This is a genomic window from Flavobacterium adhaerens, from assembly GCF_040045115.1.
GTDB classification, from domain to species: Bacteria; Bacteroidota; Bacteroidia; order Flavobacteriales; family Flavobacteriaceae; genus Flavobacterium; species Flavobacterium adhaerens.
In genome coordinates, this window is sequence record NZ_JBDLZX010000005.1 from 212,233 (window position 1) to 235,685 (window position 23,453).

17 protein-coding genes are annotated in these 23,453 nt (G+C 31.6%); 9 read left to right on the forward strand and 8 right to left on the reverse strand.

Annotated elements, in window-relative coordinates:
* The first annotated feature begins 335 nt into the window (after positions 1-335).
* On the forward strand, positions 336-2,129 hold the full coding sequence (locus ABEB18_RS08940) for an alpha-amylase family protein (RefSeq protein WP_438861441.1): 1,794 nt from the start codon (positions 336-338) through the stop codon (positions 2,127-2,129).
* Here the strand turns inward: ABEB18_RS08940 and ABEB18_RS08945 are convergent.
* From ABEB18_RS08945 to ABEB18_RS08970, 6 genes are all read right to left on the reverse strand, one after another.
* The gene (locus ABEB18_RS08945) at positions 2,113-5,043 is read right to left on the reverse strand and encodes a PAS domain-containing hybrid sensor histidine kinase/response regulator (protein ID WP_348798940.1); all 2,931 of its coding nucleotides are present in this window, start codon (positions 5,041-5,043) and stop codon (positions 2,113-2,115) included. The genes ABEB18_RS08940 and ABEB18_RS08945 overlap by 17 nt on opposite strands.
* A 268-nt stretch (positions 5,044-5,311) precedes the next feature.
* The gene (locus ABEB18_RS08950) at positions 5,312-7,330 is read right to left on the reverse strand and encodes a PAS domain-containing protein (protein ID WP_348798941.1); all 2,019 of its coding nucleotides are present in this window, start codon (positions 7,328-7,330) and stop codon (positions 5,312-5,314) included.
* A 248-nt stretch (positions 7,331-7,578) separates the two neighbouring features.
* Positions 7,579-9,168, reverse strand: a complete 1,590-nt coding sequence (locus ABEB18_RS08955; protein WP_348798942.1) for an MDR family MFS transporter — start codon at positions 9,166-9,168, stop codon at positions 7,579-7,581.
* A gap of 97 nt (positions 9,169-9,265) precedes the next feature.
* Positions 9,266-10,345 (reverse strand): HlyD family secretion protein, encoded by a 1,080-nt coding sequence (locus tag ABEB18_RS08960; RefSeq protein ID WP_348798943.1) that lies wholly within the window; start codon positions 10,343-10,345, stop codon positions 9,266-9,268.
* Between the two features lie 8 nt (positions 10,346-10,353).
* Positions 10,354-11,673, reverse strand: coding sequence for a TolC family protein (locus tag ABEB18_RS08965; RefSeq protein WP_348798944.1), 1,320 nt, complete (start codon positions 11,671-11,673; stop codon positions 10,354-10,356).
* Positions 11,663-12,289 carry a TetR/AcrR family transcriptional regulator gene (locus tag ABEB18_RS08970; RefSeq protein WP_348798945.1) on the reverse strand — a complete coding sequence of 209 codons (627 nt, stop codon included), beginning with the start codon at positions 12,287-12,289 and terminating at the stop codon, positions 11,663-11,665. Before ABEB18_RS08970 ends, ABEB18_RS08965 begins: the two co-directional genes overlap by 11 nt.
* 267 nt (positions 12,290-12,556) lie before the next feature.
* Here ABEB18_RS08970 and ABEB18_RS08975 point away from each other — a divergent pair, with 267 nt between their 5' ends.
* A complete protein-coding gene (locus ABEB18_RS08975; protein ID WP_348798946.1) occupies positions 12,557-13,123 on the forward strand; it encodes a DUF4494 domain-containing protein in 567 nt (188 codons plus the stop codon).
* 76 nt (positions 13,124-13,199) lie between these two features.
* Here the strand turns inward: ABEB18_RS08975 and yaaA are convergent, their stop codons facing one another.
* On the reverse strand, positions 13,200-13,958 hold the full coding sequence (gene yaaA / locus ABEB18_RS08980) for a peroxide stress protein YaaA (RefSeq protein WP_348798947.1): 759 nt from the start codon (positions 13,956-13,958) through the stop codon (positions 13,200-13,202).
* A 153-nt stretch (positions 13,959-14,111) separates the two neighbouring features.
* Here yaaA and ABEB18_RS08985 point away from each other — a divergent pair, with 153 nt between their 5' ends.
* The 6 genes from ABEB18_RS08985 (at position 14,112) to ABEB18_RS09010 (ending at position 21,343) form a co-directional block, all read left to right on the forward strand.
* Positions 14,112-15,530 carry an adenosine deaminase gene (locus ABEB18_RS08985; RefSeq protein ID WP_348798948.1) on the forward strand — a complete coding sequence of 473 codons (1,419 nt, stop codon included), beginning with the start codon at positions 14,112-14,114 and terminating at the stop codon, positions 15,528-15,530.
* 113 nt (positions 15,531-15,643) lie between these two features.
* Positions 15,644-16,855 (forward strand): ATP-binding cassette domain-containing protein, encoded by a 1,212-nt coding sequence (locus ABEB18_RS08990; protein WP_348798949.1) that lies wholly within the window; start codon positions 15,644-15,646, stop codon positions 16,853-16,855.
* Between the two features lie 101 nt (positions 16,856-16,956).
* The gene (locus ABEB18_RS08995) at positions 16,957-17,934 is read left to right on the forward strand and encodes a GNAT family N-acetyltransferase (RefSeq protein ID WP_348798950.1); all 978 of its coding nucleotides are present in this window, start codon (positions 16,957-16,959) and stop codon (positions 17,932-17,934) included.
* Entirely contained in the window at positions 17,931-19,010 is a 1,080-nt protein-coding gene (locus tag ABEB18_RS09000) for a DegT/DnrJ/EryC1/StrS family aminotransferase (RefSeq protein ID WP_348798951.1), read from the forward strand. Before ABEB18_RS08995 ends, ABEB18_RS09000 begins: the two co-directional genes overlap by 4 nt.
* 2 nt (positions 19,011-19,012) lie before the next feature.
* A complete protein-coding gene (locus ABEB18_RS09005) occupies positions 19,013-20,287 on the forward strand; it encodes an O-antigen translocase (protein WP_348798952.1) in 1,275 nt (424 codons plus the stop codon).
* 18 nt (positions 20,288-20,305) lie between these two features.
* A complete protein-coding gene (locus ABEB18_RS09010) occupies positions 20,306-21,343 on the forward strand; it encodes a glycosyltransferase family A protein (protein WP_348798954.1) in 1,038 nt (345 codons plus the stop codon).
* Here the strand turns inward: ABEB18_RS09010 and ABEB18_RS09015 are convergent.
* On the reverse strand, positions 21,340-22,254 hold the full coding sequence (locus ABEB18_RS09015) for a glycosyltransferase family 2 protein (protein WP_348798955.1): 915 nt from the start codon (positions 22,252-22,254) through the stop codon (positions 21,340-21,342). The genes ABEB18_RS09010 and ABEB18_RS09015 overlap by 4 nt on opposite strands.
* Before the next feature lie 44 nt (positions 22,255-22,298).
* Here ABEB18_RS09015 and ABEB18_RS09020 point away from each other — a divergent pair, with 44 nt between their 5' ends.
* Positions 22,299-23,396: a glycosyltransferase gene (locus ABEB18_RS09020; protein ID WP_348798956.1), complete on the forward strand. Its 1,098-nt coding sequence runs from the start codon at positions 22,299-22,301 to the stop codon at positions 23,394-23,396.
* Positions 23,397-23,453 lie beyond the last annotated feature (57 nt).

The following is a 23,453-nucleotide window of genomic DNA, read 5'->3' on the forward strand; positions in this document are numbered from 1 at the left end:
TTTATGAAAATTGAAATAAACCTTATGTGTATTAAGATTTATTTATAAAAGTTTAGCAACTGGATGAAACGGTTCTTTCTAGGGAAAATGAAATAGTTATAAACAAATAATTTACCTATCACGTTGTAGTTGTTTTTAAATTTGATAAATGATAGACGACTACAGGTTTTTAGAGTTGTTTTTTTACAAAAAGGATTAAATTTATTGGCTGATATGGATAAAAAAAGTATCAATTATATATTTTTAATTTAAAAATAATGAACACGAAAAATATTGTAATTTGTGGCTTGAGCATGGTGTTTCTTGCAACAGGATGTAAAATTAAAAATGTTAATATGAGTACAGAAAAGAACGTAAATCTTCTCGAAAATAAAGCAGTTGTCTATCAGGTTTTTACTCGTTTATTTGGTAATACCAACACCACCAATAAGCCATGGGGGACGATTGAAGAAAATGGCGTAGGTAAATTTGATGATTTTACTGATAAAGCTTTGTTAGAGATAAAAGATTTAGGAGTTACTCATATCTGGTACACAGGTGTTCCGCATCACGCTGTAATAAGGGATTATACCGCAATTGGAGTTTCTAATGATGATCCCGAAGTGGTAAAAGGAAGAGCTGGATCTCCATATGCAGTAAAAGATTATTATAATGTAAATCCCGATTTGGCCGTTAATCCTGAAAAGCGTCTAGAAGAATTTGAAGCGTTGATAAAGCGCACTCATAAAGCTAATCTTAAAGTTATTATTGATATTGTTCCTAATCATATTGCTCGAAAATATGAAGGAAAAAATAACCCTAAAGGGGTTAGAGATTTTGGTGCTGATGACGATGTTACTGTAGAATACAAACGAGACAATAATTTTTATTATATCCCGAATACTCCATTTCAATTACCAGATGGTGATAAGCCTTTGAATGGAGAAAGTAACCCACTTATTGATGGTAAGTTTGAAGAAAATCCTGCTAAATGGACAGGAAATGGTTCTCGATTGGCAAAACCAGATAAAAACGATTGGTACGAAACGGTTAAGGTAAATTATGGGGTTCGTCCAGATGGATCCAAAGATTTTCCAGAACTGCCAGAAGGTTATGATAAACGATCTTCTAAAGAGCATTTTGAATTTTGGAAAGATAAAAGCGTTCCGAGTTCGTGGATTAAATTTAGAGATATTGCATTGTATTGGACCGCAAAAGGGGTTGATGGTTTTCGATACGATATGGCCGAAATGGTTCCGTATGAATTTTGGAGCTATATGAATTCGGCAATCAAAAATGTTAATCCGGATGCTTTTTTAATAGCCGAAGTTTACAATCCAAACGAATACCGCAATTATATTCATTTGGGAAAAATGGATTACTTGTACGACAAAGTGGAAACTTATGATAAATTGAAAGACATCATTCAAGGAAAAACACCTCCCGATGGATTGTCTTATATACAAAAAGGGTTGGCTGATATAGATGTTCACATGCTTAAGTTTTTGGATAATCATGACGAACAACGTTTGGCAAGCCCAGAATTTGCAGGTTCTCCAGAAAAAGGAAAGCCAATGATGGTGGTTTCTACCATGATTTCAGCAGCTCCTATAATGGTATATTTTGGTCAGGAAGTAGGGGAGGCCGCAAATGAAAATGGCGGATTTGGTTCTCATTCTAGAACTTCAATCTTTGATTATGTTGGGGTTCCAAACCATCAAAGATGGATGAATAATGGCGCTTTTGATGGAGGGCAACTTACATCAAGTGAAAAAGATTTGCGTGATTTTTATAAAAGATTATTGAATTTTTCTTTAAAAAGTTCTGCTGTAATGGGACAATTTGAAGATCTTCAAGAGATAAATCGTAACGCAGGACTTGGATACAATCCGAATCATATTTATTCTTTTGTACGTTGGTCTGATAATCAAAAATTAATAGTGCTTACTAATTTTTCGGCTACCATTTCAAATAGTTTTGAATTAAAAATTCCTAATGAAATTATTTCCAAATGGAATTTGAAAGAGGGTAGTTATACTATAAAGGATCAATTATACGGTAAAAATGCTGTTGAATTGGTAATCGAAAATGGTGAAGGAAAAGCAAAAATTAGCCTACAACCTTTGGAATCCTTTATTTATCAGCTGTAACTTTTTGAGGAAGCCATTTTTCGATAATATAACTCAGACAATTTTCGACGATTGGTTTAGAAACGTAATCATTCATACCGTATTCTAAGCATTTGTCTTTTTCGCCGACCATAATTCCAGCGGTTAATGCAATTATAGGAATAAGATCACCATTTTTTAGTGTTCTGATTTCGCGTGTTGCTTCATATCCGTTTTTTATGGGCATTTGAATATCCATTAAAATCAAATCAGGTTTGTTTGTTTCAAATTTTTCGATACCTTCCTGTCCGTCCCAGGCTTCTAATATCACCACATTTGGAATAATTTTCTTGACCAAGGTTTTAGCCAATAACATATTTATTTTATTATCTTCTATAATCAAAATTTTGTAAGAAGATGTTCTTTTGGCTGGATTATCAATTTGTATGGGGGTAGGAACAGGAGTCGATTCTATAAATGTATCCAATATTGGAGCTACTTTTTTAAATTTTATTGAAAAGTAAAAATTGCTCCCATCACCATATTTGCTTTTGAGTTGCAAGTTGCTTTTCATTAATCCTAACAGTAAATTAGAGATTGCCAATCCTAAACCTGTTCCTCCAAACTTTCTAGAAGTAGCACTGTCTTCTTGAACAAATGAATTGAATATTTTCTTTTGATTGTATTGTTTGATTCCAATTCCGGTATCTTTTATAGAGAATTTTATGGTCGAATTTTTTTTGCTTGATTTAATTTGTTCAATATCTAGTCGAATGTGACCAAATGAAGTGAATTTTAGAGAATTACTAATTAAGTTAACCAATATTTGTTTTAAGCGAACAGAATCGGCTTGAATGTATTGCGGAACATTTTCATTGATTACAAGTGTTAGGCGAATGTTTTTTAGGTTTGCTTGATGCTTAAACAATTCTATGACTTGATGTAACAGTCGAAAAAGATCAATATCTTCTAGCAATAATTCTAATTTACCAGATTCAATTTTAGAAAAATCCAAAATGTCATTAATTATTTCCATTAGAGAATTGGCAGAAGCATTAACCGTTGACATGTATTCTAATTGGTTTTTTTCGAGGTTGGTTTTCATTAGCAAATCAGTAAAACCAATAATTCCGTTTAGTGGAGTTCTAATTTCGTGACTCATATTAGAAAGAAAATCGGATTTGGCTTTACTGGCTTCTTTGGCTTGTATGGTAGCTTTTTTTAACTCTATATTGGTTTGATAAAGTTGCTCGTTTATTTCTTCGTATTCGATGTATTTTAGGTATAGATTTTTTTCATTTTTTTCAGCAATTTCTTTAGCATTTATCAATTCAAATTGTAGTGATTTATGTTCGGTTATGTCCTGAATGGTTCCAACAATAACTGTTGGTTTGTTTTCTTCATCCCATTTTAAGTTTCCCATTACATGCACCCATCTTTCTACTTTGTCATTTATTCTAATGATTTTGAATTCCTTGTCAAATGAATTTTTGTTTTCAATCATTTCTTTTAGAAAATAATTTTTTAGATTTTCTTTCCAATCTGGATGAATCAATTCGGTCCAGGTTTCTAAGGTTAAATCATAACCATCATCTATTCCTAATATTTTATTTAATAAGTCGGTACGTGTCCATTTGTTGGTGTTAACATCAATACTATAAGTCCCCAATTGTGCAATGATTTGAGTTTCTTTTAGGAAAAGTTCACTTTCCTTGAGTTTGGCTTGAGCCTTTTCTTTTTCGGTTATGTCTTTTACAAATAATAAAATTTGTATTTCTGAAAGTTTTACAGCATCTATAGACCAGCGATGCAAACTGCCGTTTTTGTGTTTAAAAGGAAGAATGCTATTGTATGTTTTTTTATTGAAAAGTTTTTTAAAAATGGTGTCAACTTTGTCAAGATGATTTTTTGGGGTTAATTCCTTTAATGATTTTTTTAGCAAAGTTTTTTTTGAATAACCTGTTATTTTGGTTACTGCTGGATTTACTTCTATAAAATTTCCCTGCTTATTGATTACGATAACTCCATCTGGAGCGTTTTGAACATAGTTTCTAAATTTAGCATTGCTTTCTTGTTCTCGTTTTTTTTCTTTAATGGCAAATACTTCTTTTTCTTTGTTTAAAAAATCGATCTCTATTAGTTTTTTTTCAGTGATATCTTGAGTTGTTCCTCTTAGGGCAACAACTTCGTCTTTATCGTTCACAATAGGAATACCAGTTCCAAAAATCCATTTAATCCTATTGCCTGGAAGGACTATTTTGTGGGTAACTTCATAAGGTAATTTGTTTTTTATGCAATCATCTATTTTAGAATTGATAATTGCTTTGTCTTCGTCAGGAACATGATTAAAATAGTTTTCAAACAAATGAGATTTTGGTACATTATCCATTTCAAAAATGCGATGAAGCTCTTTGGACCAGATTAGATCTTTGTTGATTAAATTAAATTCCCAACTCCCAATTTTTGCTAATTTTTGAGCATCGTTTAGCAAATTTTCGCTTTTGGTTAATCGTTCTTGAAAGTTTTTGATTTCGGTGATGTCTCTTCCTATCGAATAGATTAATTTTTTTTCGGGATTAATGATTGAAGTCCACTGTACTGTTATGTTTTCTCCTTTTTTGGTAATTATTCTGTTTTCAAAAGTAACTGTGGTTTTGTCATTTAAAATTTGCAATATTGCTTCTTCTGTTTTGCGAATATCTTCGGGATGCATGTAATGCTCAAAAGAATTCTTGAGAAGTTCCCGTTTAGAATACCCTAATTTGTTGATGAAAACAAGATTAAAATCGACTAAGTTTTTATTTAAATCAGAAACACAAATAAAATCGGATGTTTCTCTTGTGAAAAACTCATAATTAGTAATAGAGTCAATCTTTTTTTGGAGTACAGAAATCGTGTTTTCTTGTTTTTTTAATTTTTGTAACAACTCCTCAACTGATGGTAGTTTTTCTTTCATAGGTTGATGTTTATTGTTAGGGCTCAAGTAATTATCAAATAATAGATGTATTACTCGTTTTATGTTTTGTATAGAAAACAATGAGTTGCAATTGATTTTTGAAGAATACAATTCTGTGCAACTAAATTAATGCGTAAGTAAAAATACTTGTAAGCGGCTTATAATTATACTTAAAGATATGGAATTTATCTTTAATAAATATTGTTGTAGTGAAGGAATTATTTCTTAGAAAGCTTTGCTATTTTTTTATTGACTAGAGAAGTCAGTATTATTCAGTTTTTAACCATTTTTTGAAAATATCTTCTAAATCCTTTTGAATTATTGGTTTAGATAAATAATCTGACATTCCGTGGCTTAAACATTTTTCTTTTTCACCATTCAAAACTCCAGCTGTCAAGGCAATTATAGGAATATGTTTGGTAATTGTAGATTTTTTTATAGATGTTGTAGCATCATAGCCGTTTAGAACAGGCATTTGGATATCCATTAAAATAATATCGGGTATTTCAATTTCCGAAAGAGCGACTGCATCGTAACCGTTTGTTGCTTCAATTATAGTACAATTGTTTAAGATTCTGTTGACTAAAGTTTTAGCCAGAAGCATGTTGATTTTATTGTCTTCGGCAATTAATATTTTGAAGGTTTTAATTTTTTTAGATTCAATAGGTTTATTGTCTAAATGAACATCGGTTTTATTGAGTTTCTCTTTTTGTTTTTGTGTTGCTTTTTCGAATGCAATTACAAAAGTAAATTCGCTTCCTTCTCCGTAGTTGCTGCTTAGTTTGAGTTCGCTATTTTTTAATGCCAAAAGCTGACTGGTAATTGCTAATCCTAGACCAGTTCCTCCATATTTTCGGGTAGTTGTATTATCTGCTTGAATAAACGATTGAAAAATTTTCTCTTGGTTTTTGGTTTTAATTCCGATTCCAGTATCAATTACCGAAAATTTTATTTTAGAAGTCGTTTCGTCGGTATCGATTTGGTCGATAATCAGTTTTATATGTCCCGAAAAAGTAAATTTCATTGCATTGCTTAATAAGTTTACAAGAATTTGTTTTAAGCGGAATGAATCTCCATTGATAAATTGCGGGACATTATGATTGATGTGAAGAAGCAAATCTATTTTCTTGTAATTGGCTTCATATTTGAATAGTTTTATGATCTGATTTGATAACTCATAAAGGTCTATTTCGTCTTTATTCAATTCGAATTTTCCAGATTCTATTTTAGAAAAATCGAGAATGTTATTAATGATTTCCATCAATATACTGGCAGATTCATTAACAGTTGTTAGATATTCTAACTGATCATTATCAATTTTGGTTTTCAATAATAAATCAGTAAAACCTACAATTCCGTTAAGCGGTGTTCTGATCTCATGGCTCATATTAGCTAAGAAATCAGATTTTGCTTTGTTAGAAGCTTCAGCTTTTTCTTTAGCCTTTATAGTATTTTCGATTTCTTTTTTTTGGGTAATATCTTGAACAACTCCTTTTAGGGCGACAACATTGTCGTTTTCATCGGTTATAGAGATTCCGGTGCAAAATACCCATTTGACGGATTTATTGGGTACTATAATTTTGTGTTCCATTTCGTATGGGACTCTGGTAGCGATTGTGTTTTCTATATTTTTTGTTAATATTTCCCGATCCCTTGGAAAAAAACTCGCTAGAAATTTAGGATACAATTCTGGATCGTTTGGAATTTTTTCGAATTCAAAAATTTTGTATAATTCGTCCGACCAATTTAACTCTTGCGTAATCAGATGAAAGTCCCAACTTCCTATTTTGGCAATTTTTTGGGCTTCGTTGAGTGATCTTTCGCTAGATAATAATTTTTCTTGTGTTTTTTTAAAAGCAGATATGTCTCTAGCGATAGAATAAATTAAATTGTTATTTGTGTTTAAGCTCGATTTCCACTGTAAATAAACCGATTCGCCATTTTTTTTGATATATCTGTTTTCAAAATCCATTACAGCTGTTTTTCCTTTTAGGGAATGAAATGTTTGTATGGTTTTTTCGAGGTCGTCTGGGTGAATAAAATTATAAAAAGGTTTAGATAATAGCTCTTCACGTGTGTATCCTAGTGTAGTAATGAAACCCTCATTCACAATTTTGAAATACGAATCAAGGTCGGCTATGCAAATCAAGTCTGGGGAGTCTTTGATGAAAAGTGCTAAATTGTCGATGTCATTTTTTTCGTTATGTAGTTTTTTTATTTCTTGTTCTTGCTCCTTAATTTTTTTAAGAAGTTCATTGTACCCCAGCTTGTTTATTGACTTTTCCATTATTGAATTCTGTATAACTGTAATTTTGACACCTCTATATTTTTTATAAATATACAGTAGTCTAATTAATTAAAAAAGAAAACAAATTAGTAAAATATAAATTTAACCTTCTTTTATTTTGTAAGGATAGTTTTGTGTAAATTTTGAACCGTTATTTTTGATCTTGAATTTCTATAAACAAAAAATCCGATTCAAAGTAGAATCGGATCTTTCGATTAGTAAGCAATTAATTGAAAATTGTTATTTTTTTAATGCATAGCATCAGCAGGGTTTACTTTGTTTTTTCCTTTTTTAACTAAAAGAATAATTGGGATGCAAAGTAGAAACATGATTCCCAACCAAAGAAAAATATCCATATAAGCTAAAACTGTTGCCTGTTTCATTACGGAATAATCCAATGCTTGATAGGCTTTGTCTAATGCTTCATTGCTAGTGAAACCTTTGGACATGAAATTTTGTTGCATGCCTTGAATTTGTTGTTGTACTTGGTATTTACTGGGGTCTAAATGCGAAACTAAGTTTACTCGATGTTCTTGACTCCAGCGGGTAATAAATGTTGTAATAATCGCAATACCAAATGAACCTCCTAGTTGGCGCATCATTCCGGTAAAAGCAGCTCCTTCGCCGATATGTTTTCCTTTTAAAGTAGAAAGCGAAAGAGTTGTAATTGGCACAAATAGTAATCCTAGTCCAATTCCTCTCAAAATTAATGGCCAGTATAAATGTTCTACACCTGTATCGGGAGTCATATTTTCGTACATCATAAACGTAAAGAAGAAAAAGATTAAAAAACCTACTGCAACCATATAAGTCTGCGGAACTCCTTTTTGAATTAAATTACCAATAATAGGCATCATAAAAGCGGTTGTTATTGACCCAGGAATTAATAAAAGTCCTGCATCTGTTGCAGTCCATCCCAAAACAGATTGTGTATATATTGGGATAATTAAGGTAGAACCGTACAGTCCGAATCCTAAAATAAAACACATAACTGTACCAATTCTAAGGTTTCCATCTTTTAGAACGCTTAGGTTTACAATTGGATACTTATAGGTAAGTTCTCGCCATATAAAGAGTATTAAACCCAATACAGTTATTATACTCAAAATTAGAATTAACGGATCGTTGAACCAATCGTCTTGTTGACCATGTTCTAAAACAAATTGCAACGAACCAATAAATGCAGCTAGTAATACAATTCCCCACCAATCTACTTGATTGGATTTCAATTTTTCGCCATATTTAGGACTTCTTACGAACGAAATAGCCAAAACGGTAGCAATAATCCCTAACGGAATATTGATGTAAAATATATACGGCCAAGAGAAATTATCGACCAAATATCCCCCTAAAGGCGGCCCTAGTGTAGGCCCTACAATAACTCCCATGCCGTAAATAGCTTGAGCCATACCGCGCTTTTCGACTGGATAACTTTCGGTAATAATGGTTTGTGCTGTTACCAATAATGCTCCTCCTCCCATACCTTGAACGAATCTAAAGGCAACCAATTCCCAAATATTGGTAGCATTACCACATAGAAAAGAACATGCAGTAAAAATTATAATAGAGGCTACAAAGTAATTACGTCTTCCAAATTGTTGAGATAACCAACTCGTCATTGGGATTACAATAACATTTGCAATTGCATAAGCGGTAATTACCCAAGCGACATCGGTTAAGGTAGCTCCTAGACTTCCTCGCATATCGGTAAGTGCGACATTTACGATGGTGGTATCAACGATTTCTAATAAGGCACAAAGTACCGCTGTTATCGTGATCAGAACACGTCTATAACCGTATTCTACTAAATCGTCGTCTGCTATTGTTGCTTTTGTCATTTGTATAAAATAAAAATTAGATAGTTAGACTTTTGGATTATTAGATTTTTCGAATTCATAATCTGAATTCTGAAATCTGAATTCTGCAATCTAAAAATTACTTCAAATGAACATCCACTTCAACATTCATACCCGGACGTAATAATTTTACTTTTTCGGCATCATTGTTGGAATCCAAACTGATTTTTACTGGTAATCTTTGAATCGTTTTTACGAAGTTTCCTGTAGCATTATCAGGAGGTAATAAAGAAAAACGAGATCCAGTTGCTGGTGAAAACGAAGTTAAAGTTCCTTTAAATTCATAATCAGGATAAGCATCTACTTTCAAACTTACTTTTTGTCCAATCACCATTTTGTTAAGTTGGGTTTCTTTAAAATTAGCCACAACCCAAGCTTCGTTATTATTAATAATGTAAAATAAAGATTGCCCTGCTTGAACTAATTGTCCTGGTTGAATGTCAATTTTTGAAACCTGACCATCAATTGCGGCTGTAACTACAGTATAAGTTAAGTTCAATTGAGCTGATTCTAATAAAGCTTTTGCTTTTTTAATATTGGCAGCTGCAACAAGAGTTTGTTTGTCAGAAACTCTAGATTTAGCCTCAATCACTGATTTTTGATAAGAAGAAGCTTTTTGTTGCTGTTCTAGAATTCGTACTTGACTTTCGGCTTCTTGTTTGGCAGCCAATGCTTGTTCGTATTGTTGTTTGGTAATCGAATGGTTTTTGTACAAATTCTCATAACGAACATAGTCGTTTTTAGCTCTCCCTAATCGGATTTTGGCACTTTCAATATTACCTGCTGCCGATTGGACATTGGCATTAGAAACAGCTATACTTGCCAATGCGCTTCCAATATCTTCTTTGGCCGAAGCAAAATTACTTTCTGCTGCCAAGTAGGTTGCATTAGCTTCTTCAATTTTTAATTGATAATCTCTTTTGTCAATGGTAAATAAGGTGTCTCCTTTTTTTACATAGTCATTATCTTTAACATAAACCTTGCTAACATAGCCCGAAACTCTCGGGATTATAGGGTTCATGTTTTTTTCAATTTGCGCATCATCGGTTTCCTCGTGATTGCGTGCATGATTGTATTTTATAATTCCGTATGTTCCTCCTACAAGGACTAAAACCAATAGGATTATAGTGAATTTTTTGTTTGTTTTTTTCTTTTCCATGGTATTGGTTATATTTTAGAAAGGTTGAAGGTTTGTGATAATTGACCAGTAGTTGATAGTAATTCGTAATATTTTTGAATAACATCTACCTTAGCGATGGTTTCACTAATTTTAGATCGAAGTTGTTCTATATCTGCATCCAATAAATCGTTTGTATCGGCAAGCCCATTCTCGTGTTTGTCTTTTACAATTCGATAATTTTCTACCGATTGTTCTACTGCTTCTGTTAAAACAGCATTTTGTTTGATAGCCAAATCATAATTGGTAATGGCTTGTTGTACTTGAATTCGGATATTATCTTTTAAAATTTCTTCCGAATCTTTTACTTCAAGAGCTTTGCTTTTGGCAATTTTTACTTCAGTACCGTTTTTTAGAATTCCACTCAAATCATACGTAACACCAAGCCCTAAAAACATTGCGTTTTCTAGTTGCATAATGTGTTGGATGTTGAATGCAGCATAACCACCTGTTATAGCAACAACAGGGTAATATCCTGATTTTGCCATGTTGATATTGTTTTCTGATGCTTTTGATTGGAATTGTAAAGCCTCTAGGTCTTTTCGATTTTCTAGAGCAGGTTGCTCACTTGTAGGAACTTCACTTTTAGGGAAATTGATTAAGTCGTTTTCGTTGACTACTAATTTTGTTCCTGATGGTAATTTTAATAAAGTTACCAAATTATAATTCAGTATAGTTTCGGTATTAAGTGCTTCATCTAGGGATAATTGCAGTTTTGAAACTTGCAGTTGTGCTTTCAATAAATCATTACGAGGAATGATTCCATTTTTTTCCATTGCCTCAAAATCAGTTACACGTTGTTGTGCACTTTTTTGATTTTCTTTTATCAATTCAATGGTTCTTTGAGCTTTATAAAGATTGGCATAATGATTTATGACTCTCATAGCTACATCTTCTTTGGTTTTAGAAGCCATTGCTGTTTCTGCTTGATACAAATTATCCTGTAATTTGATACCATTGTGAATTTTCATTCCTGCAAAAATTGGTACTTTTAGACTGGCTTGACCAACTGTTACGTGACCAGGAACCGGAATATCTTCGCTTCCAGTACTTAAACTAGATGTAAAAGTAGGTTCATTTAAACCAAGAAATTGTCCAGAAATTGCCAAGTCTGGATATTGATTGTTTTTTACCGATTGTAATTCGTGTTTCTTGGTATCGACTTTGGTGTTGGCCAATGAAACTTCATTACTTTTTGTCCAAGCCAATTGTATTGCTTCTTCTAGCTTCAAATTGGTTTTCTCTTGGGCTGTTATGGTTGTAACTCCTACGAAGAAACTTCCAAAGAGTACTAAATAACTAACTTTCATGTGTTAAGAGAGCTTTAATTGTTTGTTGAATATGCATTGTTAGAGTTGTTTTGATATAGTTGTCGTATTTTTCTTCGGTGTCCAATTGAAACAAATTCTCATAAAAAGGTCTGTTCAAGTGAAAATGAAAATAAGGACCTAAAATACTCGGTATCAGTAAAGGAATATTGATATTTTTTTGGAACATTCCTTTTTCTTGTCCTTCCGAAATAATTGATTTCATCGATTTTAGATTGGCCATTTTTAAATCGGTAAAGGCCTTTAGATTTATGCCTCTTTTATTTGAAGAAAATTCAAAATGTAAAATCTTATAGATACATCTATTGCCATTGATTGTAGTTATGTACATACCAATGAGTTTGTTTATTTTTTCTAAAGGATTCAAATCCTCCAGAATTAATTGATCCAATTGTAGTTTGACGTTTGAAGCTCTGTGAAGAACTAAGGATTCTAATAATTGCTCTTTTGATCCAAAATAATAGGAAACCATGGCAACATTTATTTTAGCTTCTTTAGCAATATCTCGTACTGATGTGCCATCAAAACCTTTTTCTGCAAATAGCGTTTCGGCTACTTGTAGAATTTGAATTTGTTTATCGTTAAAATCAGCTTTCAATTTTATGCTTTTTAAATTCAGTGCAAAATTAAACAAGTGTTTAAATTAAACGATCGTTTAATTATTTGTTTAACTTTTTTTTAACTTTTTTAAAAGTTAATATGTCAGTTTAAAGTTAGTTATATTTTTTTGCATTTTACGATTGTTTTTGTGTAATTAATTGGTTTTCAATACAAATGTAAATTGTGAATATCTATTTTATGAATTGTATGTTTTTTTTTCTTTAAAATCTATCTTTGACATCCGATAAAAAAAAAAATGAAATCTATGAGTGCAATTTGGTACGAATGCAAAGTAAAATACAGAAAAACAGACGAAACTGGTAATCAAAAAGTGACTACCGAACCCTATTTGGTTGATGCTTTGTCTTATACAGAAGCCGAAAGTCGAATTAATGAAGAAATGAAGGCTTATATCAATGAAGAATTTAAAATCACTACTATAAAGGTGGCTAATTTTGCTGAGATTCATCCATTTGAAAATACTGATCGATGGTTTAAATCTAAGATTTCGTTAATTGCTTATGACGAAGAAAGTGGTAAGGAACGTAAAACCAACATGTATTTCTTGGTTCAAGCCAATGATGTAAAAGAGGCTTATGATAACACTGTTCATACGATGAAAGGAACTATGGGCGATTATACTATTCCTGCTATTGCTGAGTCACCTATTATGGATGTATTTCCTTATTTTTCTGGTGAAGAAGATGAATTAGAACAACTAGAAAAGTTTAATACTCTTAAGAATTCTAAACCTGAAGTTATTAAGGAAGAGGATTTTGAAGATCCTATGGAGTTTGAAACTGCTTTAGAGGAAGAAATTGAAGCAGAGTAAAGTATAAAAGCCACAAATTTTAACAATCAAAATTTGTGGCTTTTTGGTATAATATTCTAAAAGATATACTTACAGATTATCTAGTAAAAACTAAATTATTTCCTTTGGATAAATTGGAGTCAAATTGGTAGCCTTCATAATTAAAGCCTTTTAAATCTTCAATTGTTTCTGCATTCGTGTCTAAAATATAACGAACCATTAATCCTCTTGCTTTTTTGGCAAAAAAACTAATCATTTTTAGTTTACCGTCTTTATAGTCTTTGAATTCAGGTGTGATTACAGGAACTTTTAAACCTTTGGCATCTACAGCCGAAAAATATTCATTGCTAGCCAAATTGATAAATAATTCGTCTTTTTTGAGTTCTTTATTTAATGAATTGGTAATTGTTTTTTTCCAGAATTCATAAAGATTTTTACTTTCGCCAATTGGTAATTTGGTTCCCATTTCTAATCGATACGGCTGAATCAAATCTAATGGTTTCAAATACCCATAAAGCCCAGATAATATTCGCAATTTGTCTTGTAAATCATCTAATTTTCCCACTGGTATCGAATAACTGTCTAATCCTGTATAAACGTCTCCATCAAAAGCGTAAACCGCTGGTCTGGCATTTTCTGGAGTAAAAGGTGTTTTCCATTCTTGATTGCGTTTCCAGTTCAAATCGGCCAATTTATCCGAAATAGACATTAATTCAGATAATGATTTAGGCGATTGTTGCTTCAAAACTTTATGGACTTGTCTGGATTCTTTCAAAAAAGAAGGCAAACTATGTAATGGGGTTGGCAATTCTTGTTCAAAATTTAATGATTTGGCAGGCGATAATACAATTTTCATAGATAAAATATTATTTGACCCAAAAATACAAATTGAAATTTAGAATTAGGAAACATTAAATTGAATTGTTTAATAGCTAGATAGAAAATTAAAATAGAGTTATTATAAAACAATTTGTTGGATGTTTGTTATATTTGCAAAGAAATATAAAAAATGAAATTATTTTATACTTCACTTCTCTGTATCCTTTTTCACATTGGATTTTCACAATCAGTAGATCAATATTTCGAAAAAATAAGAAATAACGAAGTAGCTCTCACGGCTTTCTTTTCTCAAATGCCCAAGGGTGGTGATTTGCACCATCATTATTCGGGTTCTATTTATGCCGAACCTTTATTAAATCACGCTATTGCAAAAGATTTTTATCTCGATACTTTAAGTATGACAGTGAGTCAAGAGAAGCAAATTGGTACCAACTGGGTATTGTTTTCGACTTTACAAAAAAACGGCCAATTAGATTTATACAAACAAAAAATAATCCATAAATGGTCTATTAAAGACTTTAATTATGTTGATTACCCTTCGGATAAGCAGTTTTTTGAGTCTTTTATGAAATTTGAACCAGCCACTCAGGGCAATTTTGAAGCAGGTTTAGTAGAATTAAAAAATAGAGCAATCAAAGAAAATGTAAGCTATATCGAAACTCAATTATCGACTATTCCTTGTGCAATACAGACTAATGATTTGGTTCAATACAACACTTATCTGAGAAAACTTGTTGCTGATAAAAATGAAAAAGCTCTGATGAAATCTTTGGATTCGCTGTACACTTTTTTCATAAAAAAGGATGCCAAAAAATATGCAGCAGACTTCAACACCAATTTCGTCGAAAAAATGCATTATAATCTAAAAATTGATGATAAACAGTTTACAATGCGTTATCAAAATTTTGTTCTGCGATTTATGGAACCAGTAGATTTGTTTAAAAATCTAGTTGTTGCTTTTCTTTCAGCTGATAGTAGTGAGCTTATGGCGGGTGTGAATATCGTTTCTCCAGAAGATGGCGAAACTTCGATGAAAGATTATGAATTACACATGCTGATGTTTAAATATTGCCATAGCCGATTTCCAAAAGTAAAATATACTCTGCACGCTGGAGAACTCACCTTAGGTTTGGTGCGTCCCGAAGAATTGTCATGGCATATAAATGCTGCTGTACATACTGCTGGAGCTAATAGAATAGGACATGGAGTAGATATTGCTTATGAAGATAAAAGTTATGATTTGTTGCGATATATGGCTAAAAATGATATTCCTGTCGAAATCAATTTGGTTAGCAATGAATTTATTTTGAAGGTAAAAGAGAGTCGTCATCCTATTTTATTATACAAAGAATTTGGTGTGCCAATTATGATAAGTACTGATGATGCTGGAATTCTAAGAACTAATATGACAGAACAATTTGTTTTACTAGCCAAAAGGTATCCTAGTATTTCTTATGCCGATATTAAGCAATTTGTTTACAACAGCATCAACTATAGTTTTATTCAAGAAACTAAGGTGAAAAAGCAACTATTAAAAGATCTGGAAGGTAGATTCAAGCAATTTGAATCTAATTTTCCTTTAAAATAATTCTAAAAATAGACTTATAAGCTTCTCAATTGGAGGCTTTTTTTATCCTATTAAATTGCATTACAGTTCTAATTTCACCAACTTTGGAGATTCATTATCAATTCAAAGTAAAAATGAAACATTGGGATTTACTTTTATCCAATCAGGTAGATAAAGGAGAATTTATAAACACAGTATTATCGGGAAATAGCCAAGGTGAATTGTCTTTTTTTAATGGGTTAAAAGGAATTTTATTTTCGGATATTGCCATTAAAAAATTAATTGAAGAAGAATTTCGTCATCAATCGATAGAAGCAACTGTTGAAGCTAACAGAAACCTACGTACGTTTTCATCAGGCGAACGAAAGAAAGAATTTTTAAAATATTGCCTCAATCAAAATCCTGATTTTATCATTCTCGATAATCCAATGGATCATTTGGATCATGCTTCGCGATTAGCATTAGCATCAGAAATTCAATCCATTTCAACATCTGTAAGTGTTATTCAATTGGTAAATCGTTCCGTTGATTTACTTTCATTTATCACCAATAAAGCGCAAATCGATGATAATTCATTTGAATTGAAGCCAATAAAATCTGTACAATCATTAGAAGATAGTAATTATCATATCCCAATTTATGATGAGGTTTTTAATGATGCTGTTCTTGTAAAGATGAGAAATGTATCGGTTTCTTATGACGAAAGGCCTATTTTAGATTCTATTTCTTGGACAATAAACCAAGGAGAGTTTTGGCAACTTATTGGGCCAAATGGATCTGGGAAAAGCACTATTTTATCTTTAATTTCGGGCGAAAACACCAAAGGTTATGGGCAAGACCTAGAGCTATTTGGTAGAAAAAAAGGCAGTGGTGAAAGTATTTGGGAAATCAAAAAGAAAATTGGTTTATACTCAACTGCCATGACCGATTTGTTTGAAAGAAATGCCACTTTGGAGCAAATGATACTCTCTGGTTTTTTTGACTCAATAGGATTATATACTCAACCCACAACATTGCAACGAAAAATAGCTTCGCAATGGTTGGATTTGATTGAAATGGGTGCTTTCAAAAACAAAATTTTCAATAGACTTTCAACTGGACAGCAACGATTGGCACTTATAATTCGAGCCGTGATTAAGCACCCTCCTTTGTTAATTCTAGATGAACCATTAGAAGGATTAGACGATCATAATGTGGCATTGGTAATTAGGCTTATCAATACCATAAAAAAACAAACCAATAGCACTATTTTGTTTGTATCGCATAGAGTCGAATCGAATCTTTCGCCTAATGCAGTCTTAGAATTAATTCCAAGTCCTACAGGCTCTAAGGGAGTTATAAGATAGCAAGGATAAAAAGTTTTGATTCTCAGATTTGATGATTTTTTGAAATTTCGCCTTAGAATATTAGCGTAATTGTGTACATTTCCATTCTTTAATATGCCATTGTGAAAAACTACACTGTAAAACAATATCAGGAAAGTGATTTTGATAGCTGGAATACTTTTGTCAGCCAATCCAAAAATGCTACTTTTTTGTTTAATCGACATTTTATAAATTATCATGGTGATCGATTTGAAGATTTTTCGTTGATGGTTTTTGAGGATCAAAAAATAGTTGCCGTTTTGCCAGCCAATAGAGTAGGAGATTGCATCTATTCGCATCAAGGTTTGTCTTATGGAGGTTTAGTCTATAAAGAAAAATTAAAGCTAGCATCTGTGATAACAATTTTTAGATTGGTTTTGTCGCATTTGAATAAGAACAATATCAATAAAGCTTTCTTTAAATTACTTCCTTCAATATACCATCAAAAACCAGCAGATGAATTTAGTTATGCTTTGTTTTTGGCCGAAGCTCAATTAACCCGAAGAGATGCATTATCGGTAATCGATTTGTCAAAACCATTTCGATATTCAAAAATTAGACTTCGTTGTATTCAAAAAGGGAAAAACAATAATTTGATTGTCAAAGAAGAAGATGATTTTGAGGTGTTTTGGAATCAGATTCTTATTCCAAATTTAAAAGCGAGACACCACACAAAACCCGTACATTCGCTTGAAGAAATTAGGTTGTTGAAAAAGCGGTTTGATAAAAATATCAGACAATTTAATGTTTATTTTGAGGATAAAATCGTAGCAGGAACCACTATTTTTGAGTCCGAAAATGTCGCACATTGCCAGTATATTTCTAAGTTTGAAGAAAATGAAAATTTTGGAAGTTTGGATTTTTTGTTTGATTATTTGATTCAGGAAGTGTTTGCCTCCAAGCGTTATTTTGATTTTGGTAATTCAAATGAAAATAACGGAAAAATACTCAACAAAGGATTGTCCTATTGGAAAGAAAGTTTTGGAGCAAATTGTATAACACAAGATTTTTATGAAGTAGCTACTATTCATTATTCTAAACTTGAAAACGTGTTCAAATGATACCATTTTTAGACTTAAAAAAAATAAATGAACCTTATGAAGTTGAATTTCAAGAAAAGTTGAAATCGATTTTAGAGTCTGGTTGGTATATTTTAGGGAATGAAGTTCAAGAATTTGAAAACAATTTTGCCCAATATTGCAATGCCAAACACTGTATTGGGGTTGGTAACGGATTAGATGCTTTGGTCTTAATTTTCAAAGGATATATTTCGTTAGGGAAATTGCAAAAAGGTGATGAAGTAATAGTACCAGCCAATACTTATATAGCAAGTATTTTGGCAATTCTTCAAGCGGATTTGCTACCTGTTTTAGTAGAACCCAAAATCGAAACTTACACTCTTGATCCAAACCTAATTCAGGAAAAAATTACTTCAAAAACCAAAGCTATTTTAGCTGTTCATTTATATGGTCAATTGGCCGAAATGAACGAAATTACCGAAATAGCAAAACAGAACAACCTTTTAGTAATCGAAGATGCTGCACAATCTCACGGTGCTACTAGTGATATACAATCGGCTGTAGCGTATAGTTTTTATCCCGCTAAAAATTTAGGAGCTTTAGGCGATGGAGGAGCGGTTATTACTAATGATGAGGATTTGGCAAGTACGATTCGGTTATTGCGTAATTATGGTTCTCAAACAAAATATTATAACGAACTTGTTGGACAAAATTCCAGATTGGACGAACTCCAAGCTGGTTTTCTCAATTTGAAATTGCCTCATTTGGATTTGAATAATGATAGAAGAAGAGCAATAGCAAAACGATATTTGACTGAAATTGATAACGCAAAACTAATTTTTCCTTTTTGGGATTTTTCAAACAATCATGTCTTTCATTTGTTTGTTGTTAGAACTCAAAACAGAGATCAATTACAGCAATTTTTAAGTGAAAAAAATATTCAAACGGTTATTCATTATCCTGTTCCGCCACATCAACAAAAGGCAATGACTGAATGGAATTCCTTCAATTTTCCGATTACCGAAAAAATTCATCAGGAAGTGTTGAGTTTACCAATTAGTCCTGTATTGACTGAGGATGAAGTAAGTTATATTATTGCGATTTTAAACCAATATTAAATTTGAGTTCTATAAAAAAAATAGTCCAAACCGATCTGTTTAAAATCTCGTATTTAAATGGTTTAAGTGTCTTATTAAAAATAGGAACAGGATTTATTGTGTCTAAGTTATTAGCTGTTTTTGTAGGTTCGAGTGGTATGGCTTTGGTTGGAAATTTCAGGAATTTTTTCTCTTCCTTGGAAGGAATTTCTTCTTTGGGATTTTCGTCTGGAATTGTTAAATATGTTGGCGAAAATGAGAACAATAAAAAGGAACTCGAAAAGACTATTTCGACTATTTTAATCACATTTTTAGTTGTGACATTTTTTTTTAGTGGATTGATTTTTGTCTTTTCAAATTATTTAGGAAATAAGATTTTTGGTAATTATGGTCAGTATACTATTGTTTTCAAAGCAGTTGCAATTGTTTTGCCTTGGAGTGTTGTTTCGGTATTGTTTACGTCTATCATAAATGGATTTGGGAAGTATAATAAAGTGATTTTTATCAACCTTATTACAAATTTAGTTTGCTTGATGCTTTCGGCTGTATTGATTTATTACTTTACAACTATAGGGGCATTTGTTTCAATCATCATCGTTCCAGTTGTTTTAGTCGTAGTTTCCTGTTTTTATTTGCCAATGGAAATTCAGATTTTGAAGCGATTAAACTTTCGGGAATTTGATTTTGAAATTTTAAAAAGAATAGGAGCATTTTCATTAATGATTATTCCACCTACAATAATAAGTCCGATTTTCAATTTGCAGATTAGAAATTTTTTGATTGCCAATGTAGGCTTAGAGAGTTCAGGATATTGGGAAGCTATTACTAGAGTTTCAAATCTATATTTGTTGTTTATTGGGACTTTGATGAGTGTATATTTTTATCCTAAAATTATCAGATCCAAAGGTGAAATTCAGGTCAAAGAAGTGATTTGGAGTTTTTATAAATACATTCTTCCAGTGTTTATTCTGGCAATGGGTATTATTTATATTTTAAAAAAAGTTATTGTTGAAACACTTTTTACAACCGATTTTTTGCCAGTTACAGATTTGTTTTTTTGGCAATTATTGGGTGATGTTTTTAAGGTAGCTGGAATGATTTTGGGAATTTTATTGATGGCCAGGAGGAATATCAATCATTATATTTTTATCGAAATTACAGCACTTATTTTTTTGTACTTTGTTAGTTTGTTTTGTATTCAAGAGTTTGGTCTGCAAGGTGTCGTGATAGCACAAGCAATCGAAAATTTGGTTTATCTATTGGTACTGTTGTTGTATTTTAGGAAAGTTTTATTTTAAAAGTAGAAACAATACGATATGATTCAGGATGTATTAGTAACGGTTTTTGTGCCTGTTTATAATGGTGAAAAATATCTCCGAGAAACGTTGTTGTCTATTCAAAATCAAAGCTATAAAAATATAGAGGTGTTATTGGTAGATGATGCTTCTACAGATAGTTGCAAAACTATTATTGATGATTTTGTAAATAGTGATGATAGGTTTTTATTTTTTCAGAAAAAAAATGGCGGAACGGTTGCTGCATCTTGGAATTTTATAAAACCTGAAATAAAAGGTGATTTTGTTTTTTATGCTTCTCAAGACGATCTTTTTTCTGTTGATCTTGTCGAAAAAATGATTGCAAAACAAAAAGAAACCAATGCCGATTGTGTGCTTCCAGATATGGAATTTTATTTTGAGAACATTCCTGATAACAAAAAAATCATTGGATTAAATGGTGATCGAAAATGTATTTTGAGCGGAAAACAAGCATGTGCAGCATCTTTGGATTGGACCATTCATGGTTTTGCATTGGTTAAGACAACTTTATTAAGTGATGTATTTTTTCCAAAAGACGCTTTTGATAGCGATGAATTTGTTACTCGAAAATTGTTTTTAGAAAGTAATAAAGTGGCTTTTAGCCAAGGTGTTTTCTATTATAGGCAGGATAATCCAAATGCGATAACCAAAACATTTTCGATCAAAAATTTTTATGGGCTCAACACTTTATTTAGGGTTTTTGTTTTGATCAAAGAACATAATTTTGATAAAAAGTATGTTATAAACAGTCAGTATTCAATACTTAGCAGATACTTGCAATTAGTGGTACAATTGCAACTTTATACTTTCGAATCTGATTCTGAAAGGAGAGAAGTTGAGTTGTTTTTATCTGATTTTAAACAAAAAAGGCTAGTCAATGCTTTTTATTTTTTGAATTTTGGATACGCTTTATTGTCATTCAAATTCAAATATATTTTATTGGTAATCATTTTTAAAATTCCCTTTTTATTCAATTTCGTAAAAGAGGTTTATGTAAAAAAGCATCAAAAGAACGATTCAAATTTGGTGAGGAATTAATTAGAACTGTAATTTTTAAACCATTTTCTCCAAGTCAAAAGCAATCTTAGCTCTAAATTTTTACAGAGTATCCAATAGTTTCTGTTCTTTAAACATTGTACAATGCCATTATGTACTCTCTTCTGAACGGATAAATCTTCTAACTTGCTTTTGTTTAATTGAATCGCTTTTTTTAAAATTAAATAAGTAGAATAATCAAGTTTTTTGGTTTGTGGATCTTTCTTTTTCTTAAAATTACTGGCCAAAGAATTGTATACAATCCTTTTTTGCATAATAATTTCATCTATAAAGTCAAACTCATATTTTCGAGATGCTCGTATCCAAAAATCCAAATCTTCATAAGCTAACTTTTCATCATAACCTTGTAAATCGGTTAGCACCGTTTTTTTTATCATTGCCGATACTGAACACATGCTATAAAAATCCGAAAGAACATTGCTGTAAATATCTCCTGTGATTCTCTTTTGTAATACTTTTTTTTGATCGTTTACAGGGAAATAATAGGAATCAAATGTGTCGTCTTCGAGTATTACTGCAGCATTCCCATAAACAACTCCCAGATTTTTATACGGACTCTTGGTAAAACGGTCAATTTGAGTCATTATACAATTTGGCAATAAAATATCATCAGCAGCCAAATCGATAATATATTCGCCTTTGGCAAATCGCAATGCTTTATTAAAGGCTTTGGTATTGCCTAAATTTGTATCATTGAAAATAATTTGGATGTCAGGATGTTTTTGTGACCAAGTTTTAATTACAGATTTTGAATTGTCTGTACTGCAATCGTCCATAACAATAAGCTGTACTGATGGATACAATTGATTGAGTACAGAATCCAGACTTTTTACAACAAACTCTTCTTGGTTATAGCATAAACAGATAACAGTTACTAATGGAGTCTGAAGCATTATTTTTAAATGTTTATATTTGAGGCTAAAATTATAAATTGGGAATGATATCTCCTAAAAAAACATGTAAGATCGCATTGATTGGCTTTCGGTTGAGTGGGGGCGGGGCTGAAAAAGTAATGGCTAATTTGTCTGTCTTTTTTCATTCCAAAAACATTGAAGTTCATACCATCACTGTTCTTGATGAAGTTTCTTATACTTATTCTGGTGAATTGCTTAATCTTGGACTTTTGAAAGATGAAAAGAATGGATTTCTCAATAAATTCAAAAGAATGTATGTTTTGAAGAAGTATTTGAATCAACATAATTTTGACTTCATCATAGATTTACGACCAAGAACAAAGACTCTACAGGAAATAATTATTGCCAGATTTATTTATAAGGCCAAAACCATCTTGACCATTCATAGTTTTTTGATAGACTATTATATGCCAAAAAGTGTTTGGCTCTCGAAATTAATTTATGACAAATGTTATGCAACAATCACCGTAGGTGATGAAATAAAAGAATTGGTCGAGAGTAAGTATGGTTTAAAAAACGTGACTACGATTCACAATCCAATTTATTTAGAAGAAGTTGAAGTTAAGTGTAAAGAATCGTTTTCTATTGATTATAAGTATATCATTGCAATTGGACAGTATGAAGATTCTATTAAACAGTTCGATAAATTAATCTGTAGTTATGCTAATTCTATTCTTTCGAAAAAGAAAATTCACCTTGTCATTTTAGGAAATGGAAATAAAGAGATATTGGAAACTGTTGCGAAAAACAATGATGTTTTTGAATTTGTTCATTTAATGGGATTTCAAGAAAACCCATATAAATACTTAAAAAAAGCTCTTTTTCTTGTTTTGAGTAGTGCCAATGAGGGATTTTCTAATGTAATTTTAGAATCGTTGGCTTGTCATACTCCTGTGATTGCTTTTGATTGTAAAGTAGGGCCCAGCGAAATGATTTTTCATAGGAATAACGGACTTTTAGTAGAAAATCAAAATACCGAAAAATTAACCGAAGCAATGAACTTGTTTGTAGAAGATGAGCTTTTGTATCTTTTTTGCAAAGAAAACGCATTCGAAAGCGTTAAGAGATTTTCACTAGAAAATATTGGAAACCTGTGGTTGTCTTTAATGAAGATTAGTTGAGGTTACAATACAAAAAAAGCTACCAAATTAATCGGTAGCCTTTGTTTATTCATTTTG

Excerpts from the sequence above, each read along its gene's own strand:
- ABEB18_RS08940 (WP_438861441.1), top strand. The coding sequence starts at position 336 with ATGAGTACAGAAAAGAACGTAAATCTTCTCGAAAATAAAGCAGTTGTC.
- ABEB18_RS08945 (WP_348798940.1), bottom strand. The coding sequence starts at position 5,043 with ATGAAAGAAAAACTACCATCAGTTGAGGAGTTGTTACAAAAATTAAAA.
- ABEB18_RS08950 (WP_348798941.1), bottom strand. The coding sequence starts at position 7,330 with ATGGAAAAGTCAATAAACAAGCTGGGGTACAATGAACTTCTTAAAAAA.
- ABEB18_RS08955 (WP_348798942.1), bottom strand. The coding sequence starts at position 9,168 with ATGACAAAAGCAACAATAGCAGACGACGATTTAGTAGAATACGGTTAT.
- ABEB18_RS08960 (WP_348798943.1), bottom strand. The coding sequence starts at position 10,345 with ATGGAAAAGAAAAAAACAAACAAAAAATTCACTATAATCCTATTGGTT.
- ABEB18_RS08965 (WP_348798944.1), bottom strand. The coding sequence starts at position 11,673 with ATGAAAGTTAGTTATTTAGTACTCTTTGGAAGTTTCTTCGTAGGAGTT.
- ABEB18_RS08975 (WP_348798946.1), top strand. The coding sequence starts at position 12,557 with ATGAGTGCAATTTGGTACGAATGCAAAGTAAAATACAGAAAAACAGAC.
- yaaA (WP_348798947.1), bottom strand. The coding sequence starts at position 13,958 with ATGAAAATTGTATTATCGCCTGCCAAATCATTAAATTTTGAACAAGAA.
- ABEB18_RS08985 (WP_348798948.1), top strand. The coding sequence starts at position 14,112 with ATGAAATTATTTTATACTTCACTTCTCTGTATCCTTTTTCACATTGGA.
- ABEB18_RS08990 (WP_348798949.1), top strand. The coding sequence starts at position 15,644 with ATGAAACATTGGGATTTACTTTTATCCAATCAGGTAGATAAAGGAGAA.
- ABEB18_RS09000 (WP_348798951.1), top strand. The coding sequence starts at position 17,931 with ATGATACCATTTTTAGACTTAAAAAAAATAAATGAACCTTATGAAGTT.
- ABEB18_RS09010 (WP_348798954.1), top strand. The coding sequence starts at position 20,306 with ATGATTCAGGATGTATTAGTAACGGTTTTTGTGCCTGTTTATAATGGT.
- ABEB18_RS09015 (WP_348798955.1), bottom strand. The coding sequence starts at position 22,254 with ATGCTTCAGACTCCATTAGTAACTGTTATCTGTTTATGCTATAACCAA.
- ABEB18_RS09020 (WP_348798956.1), top strand. The coding sequence starts at position 22,299 with ATGATATCTCCTAAAAAAACATGTAAGATCGCATTGATTGGCTTTCGG.